Genomic DNA, 15,494 nt, shown 5'->3' on the forward strand with positions numbered 1-15,494 from the left:
CCTGGCGTTACGGCAATTTAAACGATGACACTTGTAAGGCCAGCTCTTCTGCTTCCGCCTTTAAGATCTGCGTCCGCGCCGCGGCATCATCAATCAACGACGCGTTCTGCTGGACCGTGCTGTCCATTTCCGTAACCGCGAGCGTCACTTCGGCTACGCCTTTACGCTGTTCTTCCCCTGCGACGCGAATTTCGCCCATTAACTGACGCACCTGACGAACATGTCCCACCAGTTCCTGTAGACGATCGCCGGCATGATGAATTTGCTCGCTACTGTCATTGACGTGCGACACCGACTCATCAATGAGCGCTTTGATTTCCTGAGCAGCGGTCGCGCTACGCTGCGCCAGCGTTCTCACTTCAGACGCCACCACAGCAAATCCACGTCCGGCATCCCCGGCGCGAGCCGCTTCCACAGCCGCATTGAGCGCCAGGATGTTGGTCTGGAAGGCAATGCTGTCAATTACCGAGACAATCTCAACCATGCGTCCCGAAGAGGCGCTGACGTTATCCATGGTTGAAATCACCCCATGCATAACATCACCGCAGCGGTTGGCCGTTTGCGCTGTACTTTCTGACAGTTCATCCGCCAGTTGAGTATTACCCGCATTCTGATGAACGGTCGCATTAAGCTGTTCCATCGCAGCCGCACTCTCTTCCAGCGCAGCTGCCTGCTGGGTAACGCGTGTTGACAGCTCAGTATTACTGTCGGCAAGGCTAACGGCGTTATTCGCCACCACTTCACTGCTGCTGCGCACCGTAAGCAAAATGGCGGCAATTTTGTCCACGAAGAGGTTAAACGCCTCCGCAATCGCTGAAATTTCGTCCTTGCCCTTCACTTCTAAGCGCCGGGTCAGATCGCCGTCTCCCTGCGCGATATCGTCCAGTGCCTGCCGCGTGTCGTCCAGACGGGCAATCAACCGGCGGACAACCAGCCAGGAGCCCACCAGCAGCAACGTCATGACCGGGATCAGCACTTCAAGAACATCGCGCATCATGACTTTTGCCAGCCCGACGATGCGTTCTTGCGGTGTTACCAGTCCCACCACCCAACCGGTATCGGCCATCGGGAACAACATCACGCGTGATGGTGCGTTCAGAATGCCATCATTTTCCAGCGCCACGGAGGTGACATCGGTGGTTTCAGTGCGCAGTTTCTGCAAACGTTGAGCGACAGGACTCAGCCAGCCTGATGCCTTCACCAGATCGCTGACGGTCTTGTAGTGATCCCGATCGTTTTGTGGGAAATAGAGAATTTGCCCCTGTTTGTCGACCACAAAGGCGTATCCTCCGGTGCGTCCACCCTGCTGCTGCATAAAGCTGGCGACGTTATCGAGTCGAATATCGGTGGTTGCCACACCGGCGAATTTACCCGCCAGTTGATAGGGAATGCTGCAGGTCACCATGTTGATTCCGGAAATGGCATCCTGATAAACATCAGACCAGACACAGTTTTCTTGCGAATGGCCCTTCGCGCCCTGATACCAGCTTTCGTTGTGGTAGCCATTGCCACCTGCTGCGTTGTATTCGTCGGAATACACCAGCTTATCGTCAGCACCGCGCGCCCAGAAAAAGCTGCGCCGCGCAACACCAGGCGTAAACGCGTCCGGCTCAGGCCAGATCCCGCCCCCGGTGATGATCGAATTATTTTGTTCGCCGAGAATATGCGGCACGACAGCGCGGTACAGCGCTTCATCATTTGGCAGGACTTCAGCCAGTCGCGACAAACTGACGGTTTCTCCCTCAATACGTGACAGGACGCTGCTGAGTTGACGCGTCAGGCCATGCCCGGTCTCCTCGATCAGTGCCGTATTGACTTCAACGACGCGGGGTTGCCCGCGCCAAAGCATAATGACAACAATCACTAACGTCGTTACGGCAAGTAACGCGATCCCCCCGAGTGTCAAACGAGTCGAAATACGTGACGGATACCAGACCATATAAACATCCTTTTATTTTCAGGGTAATTTATATTCAGTATCGGCACGTATTTTTAGAGCTTTATACAGAATTCCGTATTGACTTAAATTAATAATGTGACATTGTCACAAATAGCAAAACCCAGCACTCTGGCTGGGTTTAAATACATGCTTAATCTTATTTACTTAATTCTTTTTTGATTTCGTCTTTAATTTTAGTCAGTTCGCTCTGCGGATGTTTTTTACAGATTTCAACGGTCAGAGGAACCGCCGTTGTTACTGTTTCATCGAAAGTAACGTAGTCGCCGCCTTTAAAGTCTTCATCTTCGTTTAATACCCAGAAGGCAACCGGCGCCATTGTCTGCGGGTTCAGGTCAATGAACTCCTGGCAGCTCATGTTTTTAGGAGTGACGTCGGTTTTCGCGTCAGTGGTTGCTGCATTGACGTTGACACTGGTTAACAGCGCTGCCACTAAAATACCTGCTGTAGAAAGGGAAAATTTGTTCATTATGATGGCTCCGTTAATGATATAAATAACCTCTACATGAGCGCTTTAAACCGTTAATGTAGAACGAAAAGAATAATACCCTTCCCCTCACAGAAATAAATACACCCACACTGGTTATGGCTGTTATTGATATTTCCCGGTACCGATCCTGATGTTTGCCGTTTATTTCGTCACGAGAGTGTGATCGCGCCTGCGTATCCGGCAGATAACAGCCCTTTCGCCTTACCGTTGCACCAAAACTGCACTACGCTGCACAAATGTTGATCATAAGTTAACTAATACGGCATTAATTTAACAATTAACGCCCGTCGCGGCGGCGTTTTCGAACATGGCACGCGTCCTGCATTGTTAATTAACTAACAGTCAGTGGACATTTGACAGCCTGGTAACAGCGAGACGGTGATGACAGCAAAACCTGAGTTACTGAACCGAATTGAACAGACCTTCAGCCTGCATACGCCGAGTGAAAAGCGGGTTGCCAGTTGGCTGTTGACCCACGTGGCGCAAATCCCGTTTGAAACCGCCGACAGCATTGGCAAAGCAACGGGCACCAGCGGGATTACCGTTGGGCGCTATCTGCGCAAAATCGGCTATCGCAATCTGGAAGATGCTAAAGCCAGCCTGCGTGAACTGCCTTCTGTCCCCTATCAGCCCTGGGGAATGAACGAACGTCTGGACTCCTGGCAACAACAGCAACAGTTGCCGGACCGCGCGCGGCAGTCGCTATCGCTGGAGATTGACGCGATCGCCCATGTTTATCAACTGGCGCAAGGGGACGCTTTCCAGCGTATTACCCGACAACTGGCGCAGGCGGAAGCGGTGTATGTCCTGGGGATCCAGTCGACGCGGGGGATCGCCAATGCCTTCTTCAGTCATCTCGAATATCTGCGTCCTCGGGTGAACTACTCCGAAGGGCTCTCCGGCAGTTGGGTGGAATCCCTCAACTCCGGATTTGAGAAACCGTATGTGGTGCTGACCGATACCCGCGCTTACTCCGCCATCGCCCGGCAGTACTGTCGCGTCGCCAGCGAGCGGCACATTCCGCTCGCGCTGATCACCGATGTCTGGTGTCCCTGGGCGCGGGATTACCCCATTGATTTACTGCAGGTGAAAACGGACACCGGACATTTCTGGGATTCGCTGGCGCCGGTGAGCTGCCTGTTCAACCTGCTGCTTTCCGGCGTGGCGGAACAACTGGGCGATTCACTTACCGGGCGGCTACAGACCAACCGCCAGTTACAACAAGAATTTGGTCAATTCGAACAATAAACAGGAAACGTGCTATGTCTGAAACTCCGCAACTGGTCGATCTGTCGGTGATTTTTCCGACGCTGGATATCGACCTCAAATATGCGACCGCCGATAACCTGATTGGCGCGCCGATTTATCGCGAATCGCGCTGCCTGCTGCACCAGGATGCGGTCACCGCGCTGGCGAAAAGCATCAGCATTGCGCAACTGGCGGGCCTTTCTCTGGTGGTGTATGACGCCTATCGTCCGCAACAGGCACAGTCAATCCTGTGGGATGCCTGCCCCGATCCGCAGTACGTGGTCGATGTAGCCATCGGCTCGAACCACAGTCGCGGAACGGCCATCGACGTCACGCTGAAAGACGCCAATGGCAAGATCCTCGATATGGGCGCGGGTTTTGATGAAATGCACGACCGTTCACATGCATATCACCCTTCTGTTCCTGCCGCTGCACAGCGTAACCGGTTGTTACTCAACGCCATTATGTTTGGCGGTGGCTTTGTCGGCATCAGCAGCGAGTGGTGGCATTTTGAGTTACCCGCCGCGAGTCGCTATCCGCTGCTGGAAGACTGTATTGCCTGTTTTCCCGTTACAACCACAACAACACACACCTCTTTTTGATTCCGGAGCGTCGTCATGAAAGTAACTTCGTTGTTTCGTCCCGCGTTGATTGCCGTTTCCCTGGCGATGGCCCTGCCTGCGGTCCAGGCTGCCGTCCCGAAAGACATGCTGGTGATCGGTAAAGCCGCTGATCCGCAAACCCTTGATCCGGCGGTGACTATCGATAATAACGACTGGACGGTGACCTACCCGTCCTATCAGCGTCTGGTGAAGTACAAAACCGAAGGCGATAAAGGCTCAACCGAGGTGGAGGGTGACCTGGCAAGCGGCTGGAAAGCCTCTGACGACCAGAAAGAGTGGACTTTTACGCTTAACGATCAGGCCAAATTTGCCGATGGTTCCCCCGTCACCGCTGAGGCGGTGAAACAGTCCTTCGAACGCCTGCTGAAAATCAGCCAGGGTCCGGCAGAAGCCTTTCCTAAAGATCTCAAGATAGACGCGGTCGATGCACACACGGTGAAATTTACCCTCAGTCAACCGTTCGCCCCGTTCCTTTACACGCTGGCCAATGACGGCGCGTCCATCATCAACCCGGCGGTGCTTAAAGCGCATGCCGCAGATGACGCCCGTGGTTTTCTGGCGCAAAACACCGCAGGTTCCGGGCCGTTTATGCTGAAAAGCTGGCAGAAAGGCCAACAGCTGGTGCTGGTCCCGAACCCGCATTACGCCGGTCCAAAACCGAACTTTAAACGCGTATCGGTGAAAATTATCGGCGAGAGCGCGTCGCGTCGTCTGCAACTGTCGCGCGGCGATATCGACATCGCGGATGCCCTGCCGGTGGATCAGCTCAACGCGTTAAAACAGGAAGGCAAAGTTGCCGTAGCTGACTATCCGTCACTGCGCGTGACCTATCTCTATCTGAACAACAGCAAAGCACCGCTGAATCAGGCGGATCTGCGCCGGGCGATTTCCTGGTCCACCGACTATCAGGGAATGGTGAAAGGGATCCTCAGCGGCAACGGCAAACAGATGCGCGGGCCGATCCCGGAAGGCATGTGGGGTTACGACGCCTCTGCGTTGCAATACAACTTTGATGAAGCCAAAGCGAAAGCGGAATGGGAAAAAGTTGCCAGCAAACCCACCAGCCTGAGCTTCCTCTATTCCGACAACGATCCGAACTGGGAGCCGATCGCCCTTGCCACTCAGGCCAGCCTCAGCAAACTGGGAATTACCGTCAAGCTGGAGAAACTGGCGAACGCCACTATGCGTGACCGTGTAGGCAAAGGTGATTACGACATCGCCATCGGCAACTGGAGCCCGGATTTCGCTGACCCCTATATGTTCATGAACTACTGGTTCGAGTCTGACAAGAAAGGACTACCCGGTAACCGCTCGTTCTATGAAAACGCCGATGTCGACAAGCTGTTGCGCAGTGCGCTAAGCACCACCGACCAGACCGCCAGAACCAAGGACTACCAGCAGGCGCAGAAAATCGTCATTGATGAAGCGGCCTACGTCTACCTGTTCCAGAAGAACTACCAGTTAGCGATGAACAAAGAGGTCAAAGGCTTCGTGTTCAACCCGATGCTCGAACAGGTCTTTAATATCGGCACCTTGAGCAAATAAGCCACGTTAATGCGGAGCCGTACAGGCTCCGCAAGGGGAAGCCAATGACTTTCTGGAGCATTTTGCGCCAGCGCTGCTGGGGACTTGTCCTTGTGGTGGCCGGCGTTTGCGTCATCACCTTTATTATTTCGCACCTGATCCCAGGCGATCCGGCGCGCCTGCTGGCGGGCGATCGGGCAAGCGACGAGATTGTCGAAAACATTCGCCAACAGCTTGGGCTGAATCAACCGCTGTATGTGCAGTTCGCGCGCTACGTGAGCGATGTCTTCCAGGGGGACTTAGGCATTTCCATTCGCACCGGGCGTCCGGTGATGGAAGAACTGCGCGTCTTTTTCCCGGCAACGCTGGAACTGGCCTTTTGTTCACTGCTGCTGGCGCTGGTCATCGGTATTCCGTTGGGCATTCTTTCCGCCGTCTGGCGTAACCGCTGGCTGGATCACCTGGTACGTCTGATGGCAATCACCGGTATTTCGACGCCAGCCTTCTGGCTGGGGCTGGGCGTCATCGTGCTGTTTTACGGCCATCTGCAAATTTTGCCGGGTGGCGGACGACTGGATGACTGGCTGGATCCGCCAACGCATGTAACCGGGTTTTATCTGATCGATGCCCTGCTGGAAGGCAACGGTGAGGTCTTTTTTAATGCCTTACAGCATCTGATTTTACCGTCGTTGACGCTGGCGTTTGTTCACCTGGGAATTGTGGCGCGGCAAATCCGCTCCGCGATGCTGGAACAGCTCAGCGAAGATTATATCCGCACGGCGAAAGCCAGCGGTCTTCCCGGCTGGTACATCGTGCTGTGTTATGCGCTGCCCAACGCGTTGATCCCGTCAATTACCGTGCTTGGACTGGCGTTGGGCGATCTGTTGTATGGCGCGGTACTGACTGAAACCGTCTTTGCCTGGCCCGGAATGGGGGCCTGGGTGGTGACCTCTATTCAGGCGCTCGATTTCCCGGCTGTGATGGGCTTCGCCGTGGTGGTCTCTTTTGCCTATGTACTGGTCAATCTGGTGGTGGATCTGCTCTATCTGTGGGTGGACCCGCGCATTGGGCGTGGAGGTGCTGAATGATGTTAACCGAAGAGACGCCGGTACGCGTGACGCGTCGGCGCATTGACTGGGCCAGACTGCTCTGGCTGATGAAAAGCAGTCCGCTGACGATGATTGGCGGTGTGATTATTGTCCTGATGCTGTTGTTGATGGTGCTGTCGCCGTGGATTACGCCTTACGATCCGAATGCGATCGATTTAAGTGCGCGGCTGCTGCCGCCAACGGCGGCGCACTGGTTCGGAACCGATGAGGTTGGACGCGACCTGTTCAGCCGCGTGCTGGTGGGCAGCCAGCAGTCGATTGTCGCCGGGCTGGTGGTGGTCGGGATTGCGGGCGGTATTGGCTCACTGCTCGGCTGCCTGTCCGGCGTCATGGGCGGTCGCGCTGACGCCATCATCATGCGGATGATGGATATTATGCTGTCGATCCCCTCGCTGGTGCTGACGATGGCGCTGGCCGCAGCGCTCGGGCCGAGCCTGTTTAACGCGATGCTGGCGATTGCCATTGTACGTATTCCCTTTTACGTGCGTCTGGCGCGGGGACAAACGCTGGTCGTGCGCCAGTTTACCTATGTTCAGGCCGCCCGCACGTATGGCGCTTCCCGCTGGCATTTGATTAGCTGGCACATCCTGCGTAACTCGTTGCCGCCGCTGATTGTGCAGGCATCGCTGGATATTGGCAGCGCCATTCTGATGGCGGCCACGCTGGGCTTTATCGGGCTTGGCGCTCAGCAACCGAGCGCCGAATGGGGCGCGATGGTCGCGATTGGTCGTAATTACGTTCTCGATCAGTGGTGGTATTGCGCTTTCCCTGGCGCCGCCATCCTGATCACGGCCGTCGGTTTTAACCTGTTCGGTGATGGGATCCGTGATTTGTTGGATCCGAAAGCAGGAGGAAAACAGTAATGACTCAACCGGTGCTGGAAATAGACGATTTACACTTGAGTTTTCCGGGATACAAGGCCGACGTTCACGCCCTGAGCCATGTGTCGCTGCGCATTCAACGCGGCGAGATTGTTGGCGTGGTGGGTGAATCGGGTTCAGGGAAGTCAGTCACCGCAATGCTCACCATGCGCCTGCTGCCGGAAGGCAGCTACCGCATTCATCAGGGGCGCGTCTCGCTACTGGGCGAAGATGTGCTGAACGCCAGCGAGAAACAAATGCGTCAATGGCGCGGCGCGCGCGTGGCGATGATCTTCCAGGAGCCGATGACGGCCCTCAACCCGACGCGACGTATCGGCCAGCAGATGGTGGAAGTGATTCGCCATCATCAGACGGTGAGCCGTGCGCAGGCCAGGGAAAAGGCGATTACCCTGCTGGAGGAGATGCAGATCCCCGACGCCGCCGGCGTGATGACCCGCTTTCCGTTTGAGCTTTCAGGCGGCATGCGTCAGCGGGTAATGATCGCCCTTGCCTTCTCCTGCGAACCGGCGCTGATCATCGCTGATGAACCTACCACCGCGCTGGATGTCACCGTACAGTTGCAGGTGCTGCGCCTGCTGAAACACAAGGCCCGCGCCAGCGGTACGGCCGTGCTGTTTATCAGTCATGACATGGCGGTGGTATCGCAACTGTGCGATCGGCTGTACGTGATGTATGCCGGCAGCGTGATTGAAAGTGGTCAGACCGATGCCGTGATCCACCATCCGACCCATCCTTATTCGATTGGCCTGCTGAAATGCGCTCCGGAGCAGGGAGAAGCACGCCAGCCGCTGCCGGCGATCCCTGGCACCGTACCGGATCTCACCCGTCTGCCGCGCGGCTGCGCGTTCCGGGATCGCTGCTTTGCCGCGGGCCCGCTTTGTGAAACGGTACCCGCTATGAGCCCGCATGGCGCTGGCGACCAGCACTCGGCCTGCTGGTATCCTCATCTGGAGAATCCCCATGTCTGAAACGTTACTGGCTTTACACGATGTGCACGTCAATTTCCCGGCGAAGAAAAACTGGCTGGGACGGGTCACCGAACGCGTGCATGCGCTCAACGGCATGGATTTACAGATCCGCCGGGGCGAAACGCTGGGGATTGTCGGTGAATCCGGCTGTGGGAAAAGCACACTGGCGCAGTTGCTTATGGGAATGCTAAAGCCCAGCCAGGGGCAGTATCAACAGGATTCATCGTCGACCGAAATGCAGATGGTATTTCAGGACCCGCTCTCCTCACTGGATCCACGTCTGCCAGTGTGGCGAATTATCACCGAACCGGTGTGGATTCAAACACGCAGCAGTGAACGGGAGCGACGGGCGCTGGCGGCAACCTTAGCCAGTCAGGTCGGGATCCGTCCGGAATATCTCGATCGTCTGCCGCACGCTTTCTCTGGCGGACAGCGCCAGCGTATCGCGATTGCCCGAGCACTGTCGTCAGAACCGGATGTGATCGTGCTGGATGAGCCGACCTCCGCGCTGGATATTTCCGTCCAGGCGCAGATCCTGAATCTGCTGGTTGCGTTGCAGGCCAGTCGCAATCTGACCTACATTCTGATCTCACATAATGTCTCGGTTGTACGCCATATGAGCGACCGGGTGGCAGTGATGTACCTCGGGCAAATCGTCGAACTCGGCGATACCGCGCAGGTGCTCTCCACCCCGGCACATCCTTATACCCGTCTGCTGCTGGATTCCGTGCCAAAAACCGGCGTGCCGTTGGCTGAAGAACGGGTAATTCGCAAAACGGAATTACCTGGCAACCGGGTACTGCCGACGGGCTGTTTTTTTCGCGACCGGTGCCCGTTGGCGACCCACGGCTGCGAAACTCGACAGGCGCTGCGCAGGCTTGATGCGGGAACTGACGTACGTTGTTGGCGTGCCTGATAATGCCCGGGAATCGTAGGCCGAATTCAACGTATTTATGCCCGGTCAGCATCGCGCGACCGGGCAATACTGCCGTTACGACTTCAGTTGATAATCGAGGGTGATTTCAGCTTTCAGCACCTGCGACACCGGGCAGCCGGCTTTCGCTTTCTGAATAATACCGTCGAAGGTGGCGACATCGATTCCCGGCACGTTCACTTCGCTGTGCAGCGCGATTTTGGTAATCGCAAAACCGGCATCAACTTTGTCCAGCGACACGTCAGCCGTGGTGTCGATAGCCTCCGGCGTAAAGCCCGCCTCACCAAGCATCAATGAAAGCGCCATAGAGAAACAGGCAGCATGCGCTGCGCCGATCAACTCTTCCGGATTGGTGCCTTTCGCCCCTTCAAAACGGGTATTGAAACCATAAGGCTGCTGGTTCAGCACGCCGCTTTCCGTCGAAACGGTGCCTTTTCCGCGTTTGATGTCGCCTTCCCAGTGTGCCTGACCTTTCTTATGGATTGTCATCGTTCGCTCCTTATTGTCGTCGGGATAACAAGTATAGGACGCTCACCCGATTTCGTGGCCGTTAGCAGAGACTTCTTAATTCCCTGCTTACACATTGACCTTTCCGATTAAATGTCCGACTATCAATCAGGTCGGTATCCATCGGTACCGTCGACCTTAAGGGTTATATTTCGTCCGCAGTCATATGGACTCATCCTTGAAACCAGTAACAGGATAAAGGAGTTAGAATGAAATCGAACCGTCAGGCCCGTCATATTCTTGGACTGGACCATAAAATCTCCAATCAGCGCAAAGTGGTGACTGAAGGTGATAAATCCAGCGTGGTGAACAACCCTACCGGCAGAAAACGCCACGCAGACAGCAAAAAGTAACCGCACAGCCCGAATATGACGATAAACACCATCGCAAACGCGATGGTGTTTTTGCTTACAAAAGCCTTAATTCATGCACGATGCTTTATACTCTGTGCCCGATGCCCTGGCGGAATGGCAACATATTATAAAAAGTGCCAGGGACGGATATTCAAAAAAAGAGTGAGTGACATGGAAACCAAAAGTAAAAAACTGCGTTCCCTTTATATTCCTTACGCTGGCCCTGTATTGCTGGAATTCCCCTTACTGAATAAAGGCAGTGCATTCAGCATGGAAGAGCGCCGTAACTTCAACCTGCTGGGGTTACTGCCGGAAGTGGTCGAGTCGATTGAAGAACAGGCAGAACGTGCCTGGATCCAGTATCAGGGATTCAAAACGGAAATCGACAAGCATATCTACCTGCGCAATATCCAGGATACCAACGAAACCCTGTTCTACCGACTGGTTAACAACCATCTCGATGAGATGATGCCAGTGATCTATACCCCAACGGTAGGTGCGGCCTGTGAACGTTTCTCCGAGATTTATCGTCGCGCGCGCGGCGTGTTCATCTCTTATCAGAACCGCCACAACATGGATGACATCCTGCAAAACGTCCCCAACCACAACATCAAAGTGATTGTGGTCACCGACGGTGAGCGAATTCTTGGTCTTGGCGATCAGGGGATCGGCGGGATGGGTATTCCCATCGGTAAGCTTTCGCTGTATACCGCCTGTGGTGGCATCAGCCCGGCCTACACCCTGCCCGTCGTGCTGGATGTGGGAACTAACAACCCGCAACTGCTCAACGATCCGTTATACATGGGCTGGCGCAATCCGCGCATCACCGACGACGAATACTATGCGTTTGTCGATGAATTCATTCAGGCCGTTAAGCATCGCTGGCCGGACGTTCTGCTGCAGTTTGAAGACTTCGCGCAGAAAAACGCCATGCCGCTACTTAACCGCTATCGCGACGAAATCTGTTCGTTCAACGACGACATTCAGGGCACCGCCGCGGTGACCGTCGGTACGCTGATCGCCGCCAGCCGGGCGGCAGGCAGCCAGCTTAGCGAACAGAAAATAGTTTTCCTTGGCGCGGGTTCCGCTGGTTGCGGTATCGCCGAACAGATCATTGCTCAAATCCAGCGGGAAGGATTAAGTGAAGAAGCCGCGCGTGAGAGAGTCTTCATGGTGGATCGCTTTGGCCTGCTGACTGACCAGATGCCGAATCTGCTCTCCTTCCAGACCAAACTGGTGCAGAAGCGTGAAAATCTGCAGGCGTGGGACAGCGACAACGAAGTGCTGTCGCTGCTTGATGTGGTCCGTAACGTTAAGCCTGATATTCTGATTGGGGTTTCCGGGCAAACCGGTCTGTTCACCGAAGAAATCATCCGCGAAATGCACAAGCATTGCCCGCGTCCGATCGTGATGCCGCTGTCTAACCCCACCTCGCGTGTGGAAGCGACGCCGCAGGACATCATCGCCTGGACCGAAGGCAACGCGCTGGTCGCGACCGGTAGCCCGTTTATGCCGGTGGTCTGGAAAGACAAAGTCTATCCCATCGCCCAGTGTAACAATGCCTATATTTTCCCGGGGATTGGGCTGGGTGTGATTGCTTCCGGCGCCTCCCGCATTACCGATGAGATGCTGATGTCCGCCAGTGAAACGCTGGCCCAGTACTCGCCGCTGGTGCTTAACGGTGAAGGTCTGGTGTTGCCTGAACTGAAAGACATTCAGACCGTCTCGCGCGCCATTGCGTTTGCCGTCGGGAAGATGGCGCAGCAACAGGGTGTGGCGGTGAAAACCTCCGCTGAAGCGCTGTTGCAGGCTATCGAAGAGAACTTCTGGCAGGCGGAATATCGCGACTATCGTCGTACGTCTATCTGACGAACTGCCCGGTAGCACGCGCTGCCGGGCCTTCAGGCTTGCGCTGTCTCATCACTTGCGATTACACTTTCGCCATTGATTAACATTCGGATAAATAAAAGGAGGATACTTATGCTGTACTGTGAACGCTTCATCGCTTCACATGCTTTTGGCGATCGCCAGTGCTCAAGCGTTATCGGTATCGTGCTGCGATAACTTCTGCTTGAGCGAAGCTAACTTCTGAATTCCCCTTCTCTCGGGCTTACCGGGTTATCGTCAGCGATGTTTGACGAGGCGTTTTGACGCCTGTAACTCTTGAGTAAGCAACAATGAGCACATTACTAACCGCACAATCCCTGCACGTTGATACCGCGTTCGGCACGCTTTTCGACGATCTGACGTTTACCCTGAAAAAAGGCGATCGCATTGGGCTTATCGGCTACAACGGCTGCGGCAAAAGCACGCTGCTGAAAGTTCTCGACGGTTCGATTGTCCCGACTGGCGGCAGCCTGGCGCTGGCGAACCACTGTCATCTTGCGCGTGTCGAACAGCACCTGCCCGACGAGATCCTGCCGCTGACGTTACAGGAAGCCGTTCTGGCACAACTTCCTGAACCTGAACGGGCCAGCCAGCTCTGGCAGGTCGAGGCGTTACTCGCGCAAATGGGCTTCAGTGTCCAGGATCGGCAATTAACGGCACAAACCCTGAGTGGCGGTCAGCATACACGTTTGTTGCTGGCCCGCGCGCTGATGCGCCAGCCTGATCTGCTGCTGCTTGACGAACCGGGAAACCACCTGGATTTACCGACGTTACTGTGGCTGGAGCAGTTTCTACAGAACTGGTCCGGCAGTTTTGTGGTCGTGTCTCACGATCCGCAACTGCTCGACGCGATCACAAACGGCACGTGGATCTTGCGCGATCGTACCCTACACGCCTTTGCACTGCCCTGTAGCGCGGCACGCCAGGCACTGCTTGAACGCGACGCCAGCGACGCGTTGCGCCATAAGGCGGAACAAAAAGAGATCGATCGCATCATCGCCAGTGCGAAACGACTGGCCACCTGGGGCCGGGTGTATGATAACGAAGATCTGTCGCGCAAAGCGAAGCAAATGGAAAAGCAGGTATTACGTCTGAAGGAGGTGCAAACGGATCTGACGGCAGGAAGTCAGTGGTCACTAAGGGGTCGTCTCAGAAAACGGAAAATAAAGCACGCTAAGCGTGCGTGGAGGCTGGCACCCAGCGGTACAGCGTCGGAATGGACACGCCGAGGTTCTTGGCCACGTCCTTGGGCGGCACCCCGCTGGCCAGCAGCTTCTTGGCCGACTCGATCTTGCTGTCGGTCATCTTCGGCTTGCGGCCGCCTTTGCGGCCGAGCTGCTTGGCGACTTCCAGCCCGGCGCGGGTGCGCTCGACGGTCAGCTCGCGCTCCATTTCGGCAAGGCTCGCCATGACGTGGAAGAAGAACCGCCCGGATGGTGTGCCGGTGTCGATGGAGTCGGTGAGGCTCCTGAACTGGACACCGTGCTTGTGCAGATCGCCGACCAGATCGACCAGTTGCTTGACCGACCGGCCCAGCCGGTCGAGCTTCCAGACGACCAAAGTATCGCCTTCGCGCAGCATTTCGAGCGTCTTGGCCAAGCCAGGCCGGTCTGCCCGCGTGCCACTCACCTTGTCCTCGAAGACCTTTTTACATCCGGCCTTGCTCAAGGCTTCGCGTTGCAGCTCCAGGTTCTGATCCTGCGTCGAGACGCGCGCATAGCCAATCAACATGGCTTGTCTCGCGCCCGGTCGATGCGTTCCTGCATCGCCTGCATCACTTCTTCGTGGGTGTACGATCTGGCGTTGGCGTCGGTGGCTTGCCGCAGGGCTTCCTCAACCTCGCGCGTCATCCGCTCGTAATCCTCCGGCCACAGCGCTTGCTCCATGCGCAGCGACGCCTGACCCAGCAGGTGCAGCAGGCTGAACAGCCGCATGTCGTTGGTGGCGACGATGCGCTCCCGAATCTGCTCCTGAATAGCTTCGCTAGCCCGATGCGCTTGTGGTGTGGCAGTCCCCTCGTAGTCAGCGGGGAATTCCGCTTCCTCGGCAATCCTTGCCCAGGCGCTGGCCAGCGCCTCGATGGTTGACGTGCTCATTTCCGCCGCTCCTGTGCTCTTTGGCGAATCAACCGGCCAAGGGGCCTCGACGCGAAAACCAGCAGCATCACGCCTATCGGATACCAGGTCGAGAAGACCACCAAGGCATCGAAGGCTGGCCGTCCGGTGTTGGTAGGCAGTACGGCGGTCACAGCCATCAACCCGCCGACCGTCCAGATGATGCGCCACACGTAGGGCATCACGCGGGGCACGTAGCCGTCATCGAAAGCGGTCTGGTAGTAGCGGCGCAGGCCGCGCTCGGCAAGCGCCTGGCGCTGCCGCTCCGACAGCGCATCCGTCCGGCCATACCAGCGCCGGAATGGTGGACAGCGCAGCAGCAAAGGGGTGAAGAGGATCATCACCGCCACGATCGCGACACCCCACGCCATGACGGCGCCGGCATCGGGCCGCTTGGCGTTCTCGATCACGGGCGCGAAGACGCCCGGAGCACCGATCATCCAGAACAGCGCAATGTGCTGATGGAAGGAGAGCTTCATTTGCTCATCCACTTGCGCAGCAGGCGCTTTTTCAGGGAGGCGCGTTCTTGCGGGTTGCGTCCCTTGTGATTGGCGATGCGATCCGCCGTGGCGGCCTGGCGCTTGACGGGCCAGTAGGAGCGGCCATCCTTGCCCATCGACCAGACGCTGCTGGCCTGGTTTTCCAGCAGGGGCAGATGGGCGCTCAGGGCTTCGGGCGACGCGCTGGTCAGCGCCGTGCGCTCACGGGTGCGCCAGCGCTGATGCCAGAGCTTCTTGTCCTCGCGCTCGCTGCCGCAGGTCGTGTGCCCGACGATGGGTGTTTTGCGGCGGCTGCGGCTCATAACGTAGTGGTCTCCAAGAACATTCAGGACTGATCCCAGGCGTCGATGGTCAAGACCTGATCGGCAGGACAGGCGGCTACGCGGTCGGGAACTGGAT

Annotated in this window: 16 protein-coding genes and 1 pseudogene; 10 read left to right on the forward strand and 7 right to left on the reverse strand. The window is 56.3% G+C overall.

Annotated elements, in window-relative coordinates; all coding sequences use genetic code 11:
• Positions 1–7: 7 nt before the first annotated feature.
• On the reverse strand, positions 8–1,939 hold the full coding sequence (locus OGW13_RS04030; RefSeq protein WP_287115733.1) for a methyl-accepting chemotaxis protein: 1,932 nt from the start codon (positions 1,937–1,939) through the stop codon (positions 8–10).
• 157 nt (positions 1,940–2,096) lie between these two features.
• Positions 2,097–2,426: an acid-activated periplasmic chaperone HdeB gene (hdeB, locus tag OGW13_RS04035; protein ID WP_054177025.1), complete on the reverse strand. Its 330-nt coding sequence runs from the start codon at positions 2,424–2,426 to the stop codon at positions 2,097–2,099.
• A 402-nt stretch (positions 2,427–2,828) separates the two neighbouring features.
• Between hdeB and OGW13_RS04040 the strand changes: the two genes are divergently transcribed.
• The 7 genes from OGW13_RS04040 to OGW13_RS04070 are packed head-to-tail and all read left to right on the forward strand — an operon-like array spanning position 2,829 to position 9,716.
• Entirely contained in the window at positions 2,829–3,695 is an 867-nt protein-coding gene (locus tag OGW13_RS04040) for a MurR/RpiR family transcriptional regulator (protein WP_044267623.1), read from the forward strand.
• A gap of 14 nt (positions 3,696–3,709) precedes the next feature.
• Positions 3,710–4,297 (forward strand): D-alanyl-D-alanine dipeptidase, encoded by a 588-nt coding sequence (gene ddpX / locus OGW13_RS04045; protein WP_287115734.1) that lies wholly within the window; start codon positions 3,710–3,712, stop codon positions 4,295–4,297.
• Positions 4,298–4,312: 15 nt separating this feature from the next.
• Positions 4,313–5,863, forward strand: a complete 1,551-nt coding sequence (locus OGW13_RS04050; RefSeq protein ID WP_287115735.1) for an ABC transporter substrate-binding protein — start codon at positions 4,313–4,315, stop codon at positions 5,861–5,863.
• Positions 5,864–5,907: 44 nt separating this feature from the next.
• Positions 5,908–6,930, forward strand: a complete 1,023-nt coding sequence (locus OGW13_RS04055) for an ABC transporter permease (protein WP_044326786.1) — start codon at positions 5,908–5,910, stop codon at positions 6,928–6,930.
• Positions 6,927–7,814: a D,D-dipeptide ABC transporter permease gene (ddpC, locus tag OGW13_RS04060; RefSeq protein ID WP_043000700.1), complete on the forward strand. Its 888-nt coding sequence runs from the start codon at positions 6,927–6,929 to the stop codon at positions 7,812–7,814. The genes OGW13_RS04055 and ddpC overlap by 4 nt, the downstream gene beginning before the upstream one ends.
• The gene (locus OGW13_RS04065) at positions 7,814–8,800 is read left to right on the forward strand and encodes an ABC transporter ATP-binding protein (RefSeq protein WP_044257945.1); all 987 of its coding nucleotides are present in this window, start codon (positions 7,814–7,816) and stop codon (positions 8,798–8,800) included. The genes ddpC and OGW13_RS04065 overlap by 1 nt, the downstream gene beginning before the upstream one ends.
• Positions 8,793–9,716, forward strand: coding sequence for an oligopeptide/dipeptide ABC transporter ATP-binding protein (locus OGW13_RS04070; RefSeq protein WP_043000698.1), 924 nt, complete (start codon positions 8,793–8,795; stop codon positions 9,714–9,716). The genes OGW13_RS04065 and OGW13_RS04070 overlap by 8 nt, the downstream gene beginning before the upstream one ends.
• Before the next feature lie 75 nt (positions 9,717–9,791).
• On the opposite strand, the gene osmC is transcribed toward OGW13_RS04070, so the two are convergent.
• Positions 9,792–10,223 carry a peroxiredoxin OsmC gene (gene osmC, locus OGW13_RS04075; RefSeq protein WP_061070120.1) on the reverse strand — a complete coding sequence of 144 codons (432 nt, stop codon included), beginning with the start codon at positions 10,221–10,223 and terminating at the stop codon, positions 9,792–9,794.
• 227 nt (positions 10,224–10,450) lie between these two features.
• On the opposite strand from osmC, the gene sra reads away from it, so the two are divergent.
• The 3 genes and pseudogenes from sra to OGW13_RS04090 form a co-directional block, all read left to right on the forward strand.
• Entirely contained in the window at positions 10,451–10,594 is a 144-nt protein-coding gene (gene sra / locus OGW13_RS04080) for a stationary-phase-induced ribosome-associated protein (RefSeq protein WP_042319017.1), read from the forward strand.
• Positions 10,595–10,765: 171 nt separating this feature from the next.
• Positions 10,766–12,463, forward strand: coding sequence for a malate dehydrogenase (gene maeA, locus OGW13_RS04085; protein ID WP_044257943.1), 1,698 nt, complete (start codon positions 10,766–10,768; stop codon positions 12,461–12,463).
• 308 nt (positions 12,464–12,771) lie between these two features.
• Positions 12,772–13,620: pseudogene (locus tag OGW13_RS04090) on the forward strand (ATP-binding cassette domain-containing protein); the annotation flags it as partial.
• A gap of 34 nt (positions 13,621–13,654) precedes the next feature.
• On the opposite strand, the gene OGW13_RS04095 reads toward OGW13_RS04090, so the two are convergent.
• From OGW13_RS04095 to OGW13_RS04110, 4 genes are read right to left on the reverse strand one after another with little or no spacing between them, the layout of a single operon-like run.
• Positions 13,655–14,212, reverse strand: coding sequence for a recombinase family protein (locus tag OGW13_RS04095; RefSeq protein WP_003100847.1), 558 nt, complete (start codon positions 14,210–14,212; stop codon positions 13,655–13,657).
• Positions 14,206–14,577: a hypothetical protein gene (locus tag OGW13_RS04100; protein WP_003100853.1), complete on the reverse strand. Its 372-nt coding sequence runs from the start codon at positions 14,575–14,577 to the stop codon at positions 14,206–14,208. Before OGW13_RS04100 ends, OGW13_RS04095 begins: the two co-directional genes overlap by 7 nt.
• Positions 14,574–15,074 carry a hypothetical protein gene (locus OGW13_RS04105; protein WP_003100856.1) on the reverse strand — a complete coding sequence of 167 codons (501 nt, stop codon included), beginning with the start codon at positions 15,072–15,074 and terminating at the stop codon, positions 14,574–14,576. Before OGW13_RS04105 ends, OGW13_RS04100 begins: the two co-directional genes overlap by 4 nt.
• Entirely contained in the window at positions 15,071–15,397 is a 327-nt protein-coding gene (locus tag OGW13_RS04110) for a hypothetical protein (protein WP_003100858.1), read from the reverse strand. Before OGW13_RS04110 ends, OGW13_RS04105 begins: the two co-directional genes overlap by 4 nt.
• Between the last annotated feature and the right edge of the window lie 97 nt (positions 15,398–15,494).

It is taken from the genome of Citrobacter sp. Ca225, from assembly GCF_030337175.1.
Taxonomy (GTDB): domain Bacteria; phylum Pseudomonadota; class Gammaproteobacteria; order Enterobacterales; family Enterobacteriaceae; genus Citrobacter_A; species Citrobacter_A amalonaticus.

Bases quoted from the DNA above. Each gene is read 5' to 3' on its own strand.
- ddpC (WP_043000700.1), top strand. From the start codon at position 6,927: ATGATGTTAACCGAAGAGACGCCGGTACGCGTGACGCGTCGGCGCATT.
- OGW13_RS04105 (WP_003100856.1), bottom strand. From the start codon at position 15,074: ATGAAGCTCTCCTTCCATCAGCACATTGCGCTGTTCTGGATGATCGGT.
- OGW13_RS04095 (WP_003100847.1), bottom strand. From the start codon at position 14,212: ATGTTGATTGGCTATGCGCGCGTCTCGACGCAGGATCAGAACCTGGAG.
- maeA (WP_044257943.1), top strand. From the start codon at position 10,766: ATGGAAACCAAAAGTAAAAAACTGCGTTCCCTTTATATTCCTTACGCT.
- OGW13_RS04030 (WP_287115733.1), bottom strand. From the start codon at position 1,939: ATGGTCTGGTATCCGTCACGTATTTCGACTCGTTTGACACTCGGGGGG.
- OGW13_RS04100 (WP_003100853.1), bottom strand. From the start codon at position 14,577: ATGAGCACGTCAACCATCGAGGCGCTGGCCAGCGCCTGGGCAAGGATT.
- hdeB (WP_054177025.1), bottom strand. From the start codon at position 2,426: ATGAACAAATTTTCCCTTTCTACAGCAGGTATTTTAGTGGCAGCGCTG.
- ddpX (WP_287115734.1), top strand. From the start codon at position 3,710: ATGTCTGAAACTCCGCAACTGGTCGATCTGTCGGTGATTTTTCCGACG.
- OGW13_RS04110 (WP_003100858.1), bottom strand. From the start codon at position 15,397: ATGAGCCGCAGCCGCCGCAAAACACCCATCGTCGGGCACACGACCTGC.
- OGW13_RS04055 (WP_044326786.1), top strand. From the start codon at position 5,908: ATGACTTTCTGGAGCATTTTGCGCCAGCGCTGCTGGGGACTTGTCCTT.
- OGW13_RS04050 (WP_287115735.1), top strand. From the start codon at position 4,313: ATGAAAGTAACTTCGTTGTTTCGTCCCGCGTTGATTGCCGTTTCCCTG.
- OGW13_RS04070 (WP_043000698.1), top strand. From the start codon at position 8,793: ATGTCTGAAACGTTACTGGCTTTACACGATGTGCACGTCAATTTCCCG.
- OGW13_RS04040 (WP_044267623.1), top strand. From the start codon at position 2,829: ATGACAGCAAAACCTGAGTTACTGAACCGAATTGAACAGACCTTCAGC.
- OGW13_RS04065 (WP_044257945.1), top strand. From the start codon at position 7,814: ATGACTCAACCGGTGCTGGAAATAGACGATTTACACTTGAGTTTTCCG.
- sra (WP_042319017.1), top strand. From the start codon at position 10,451: ATGAAATCGAACCGTCAGGCCCGTCATATTCTTGGACTGGACCATAAA.
- osmC (WP_061070120.1), bottom strand. From the start codon at position 10,223: ATGACAATCCATAAGAAAGGTCAGGCACACTGGGAAGGCGACATCAAA.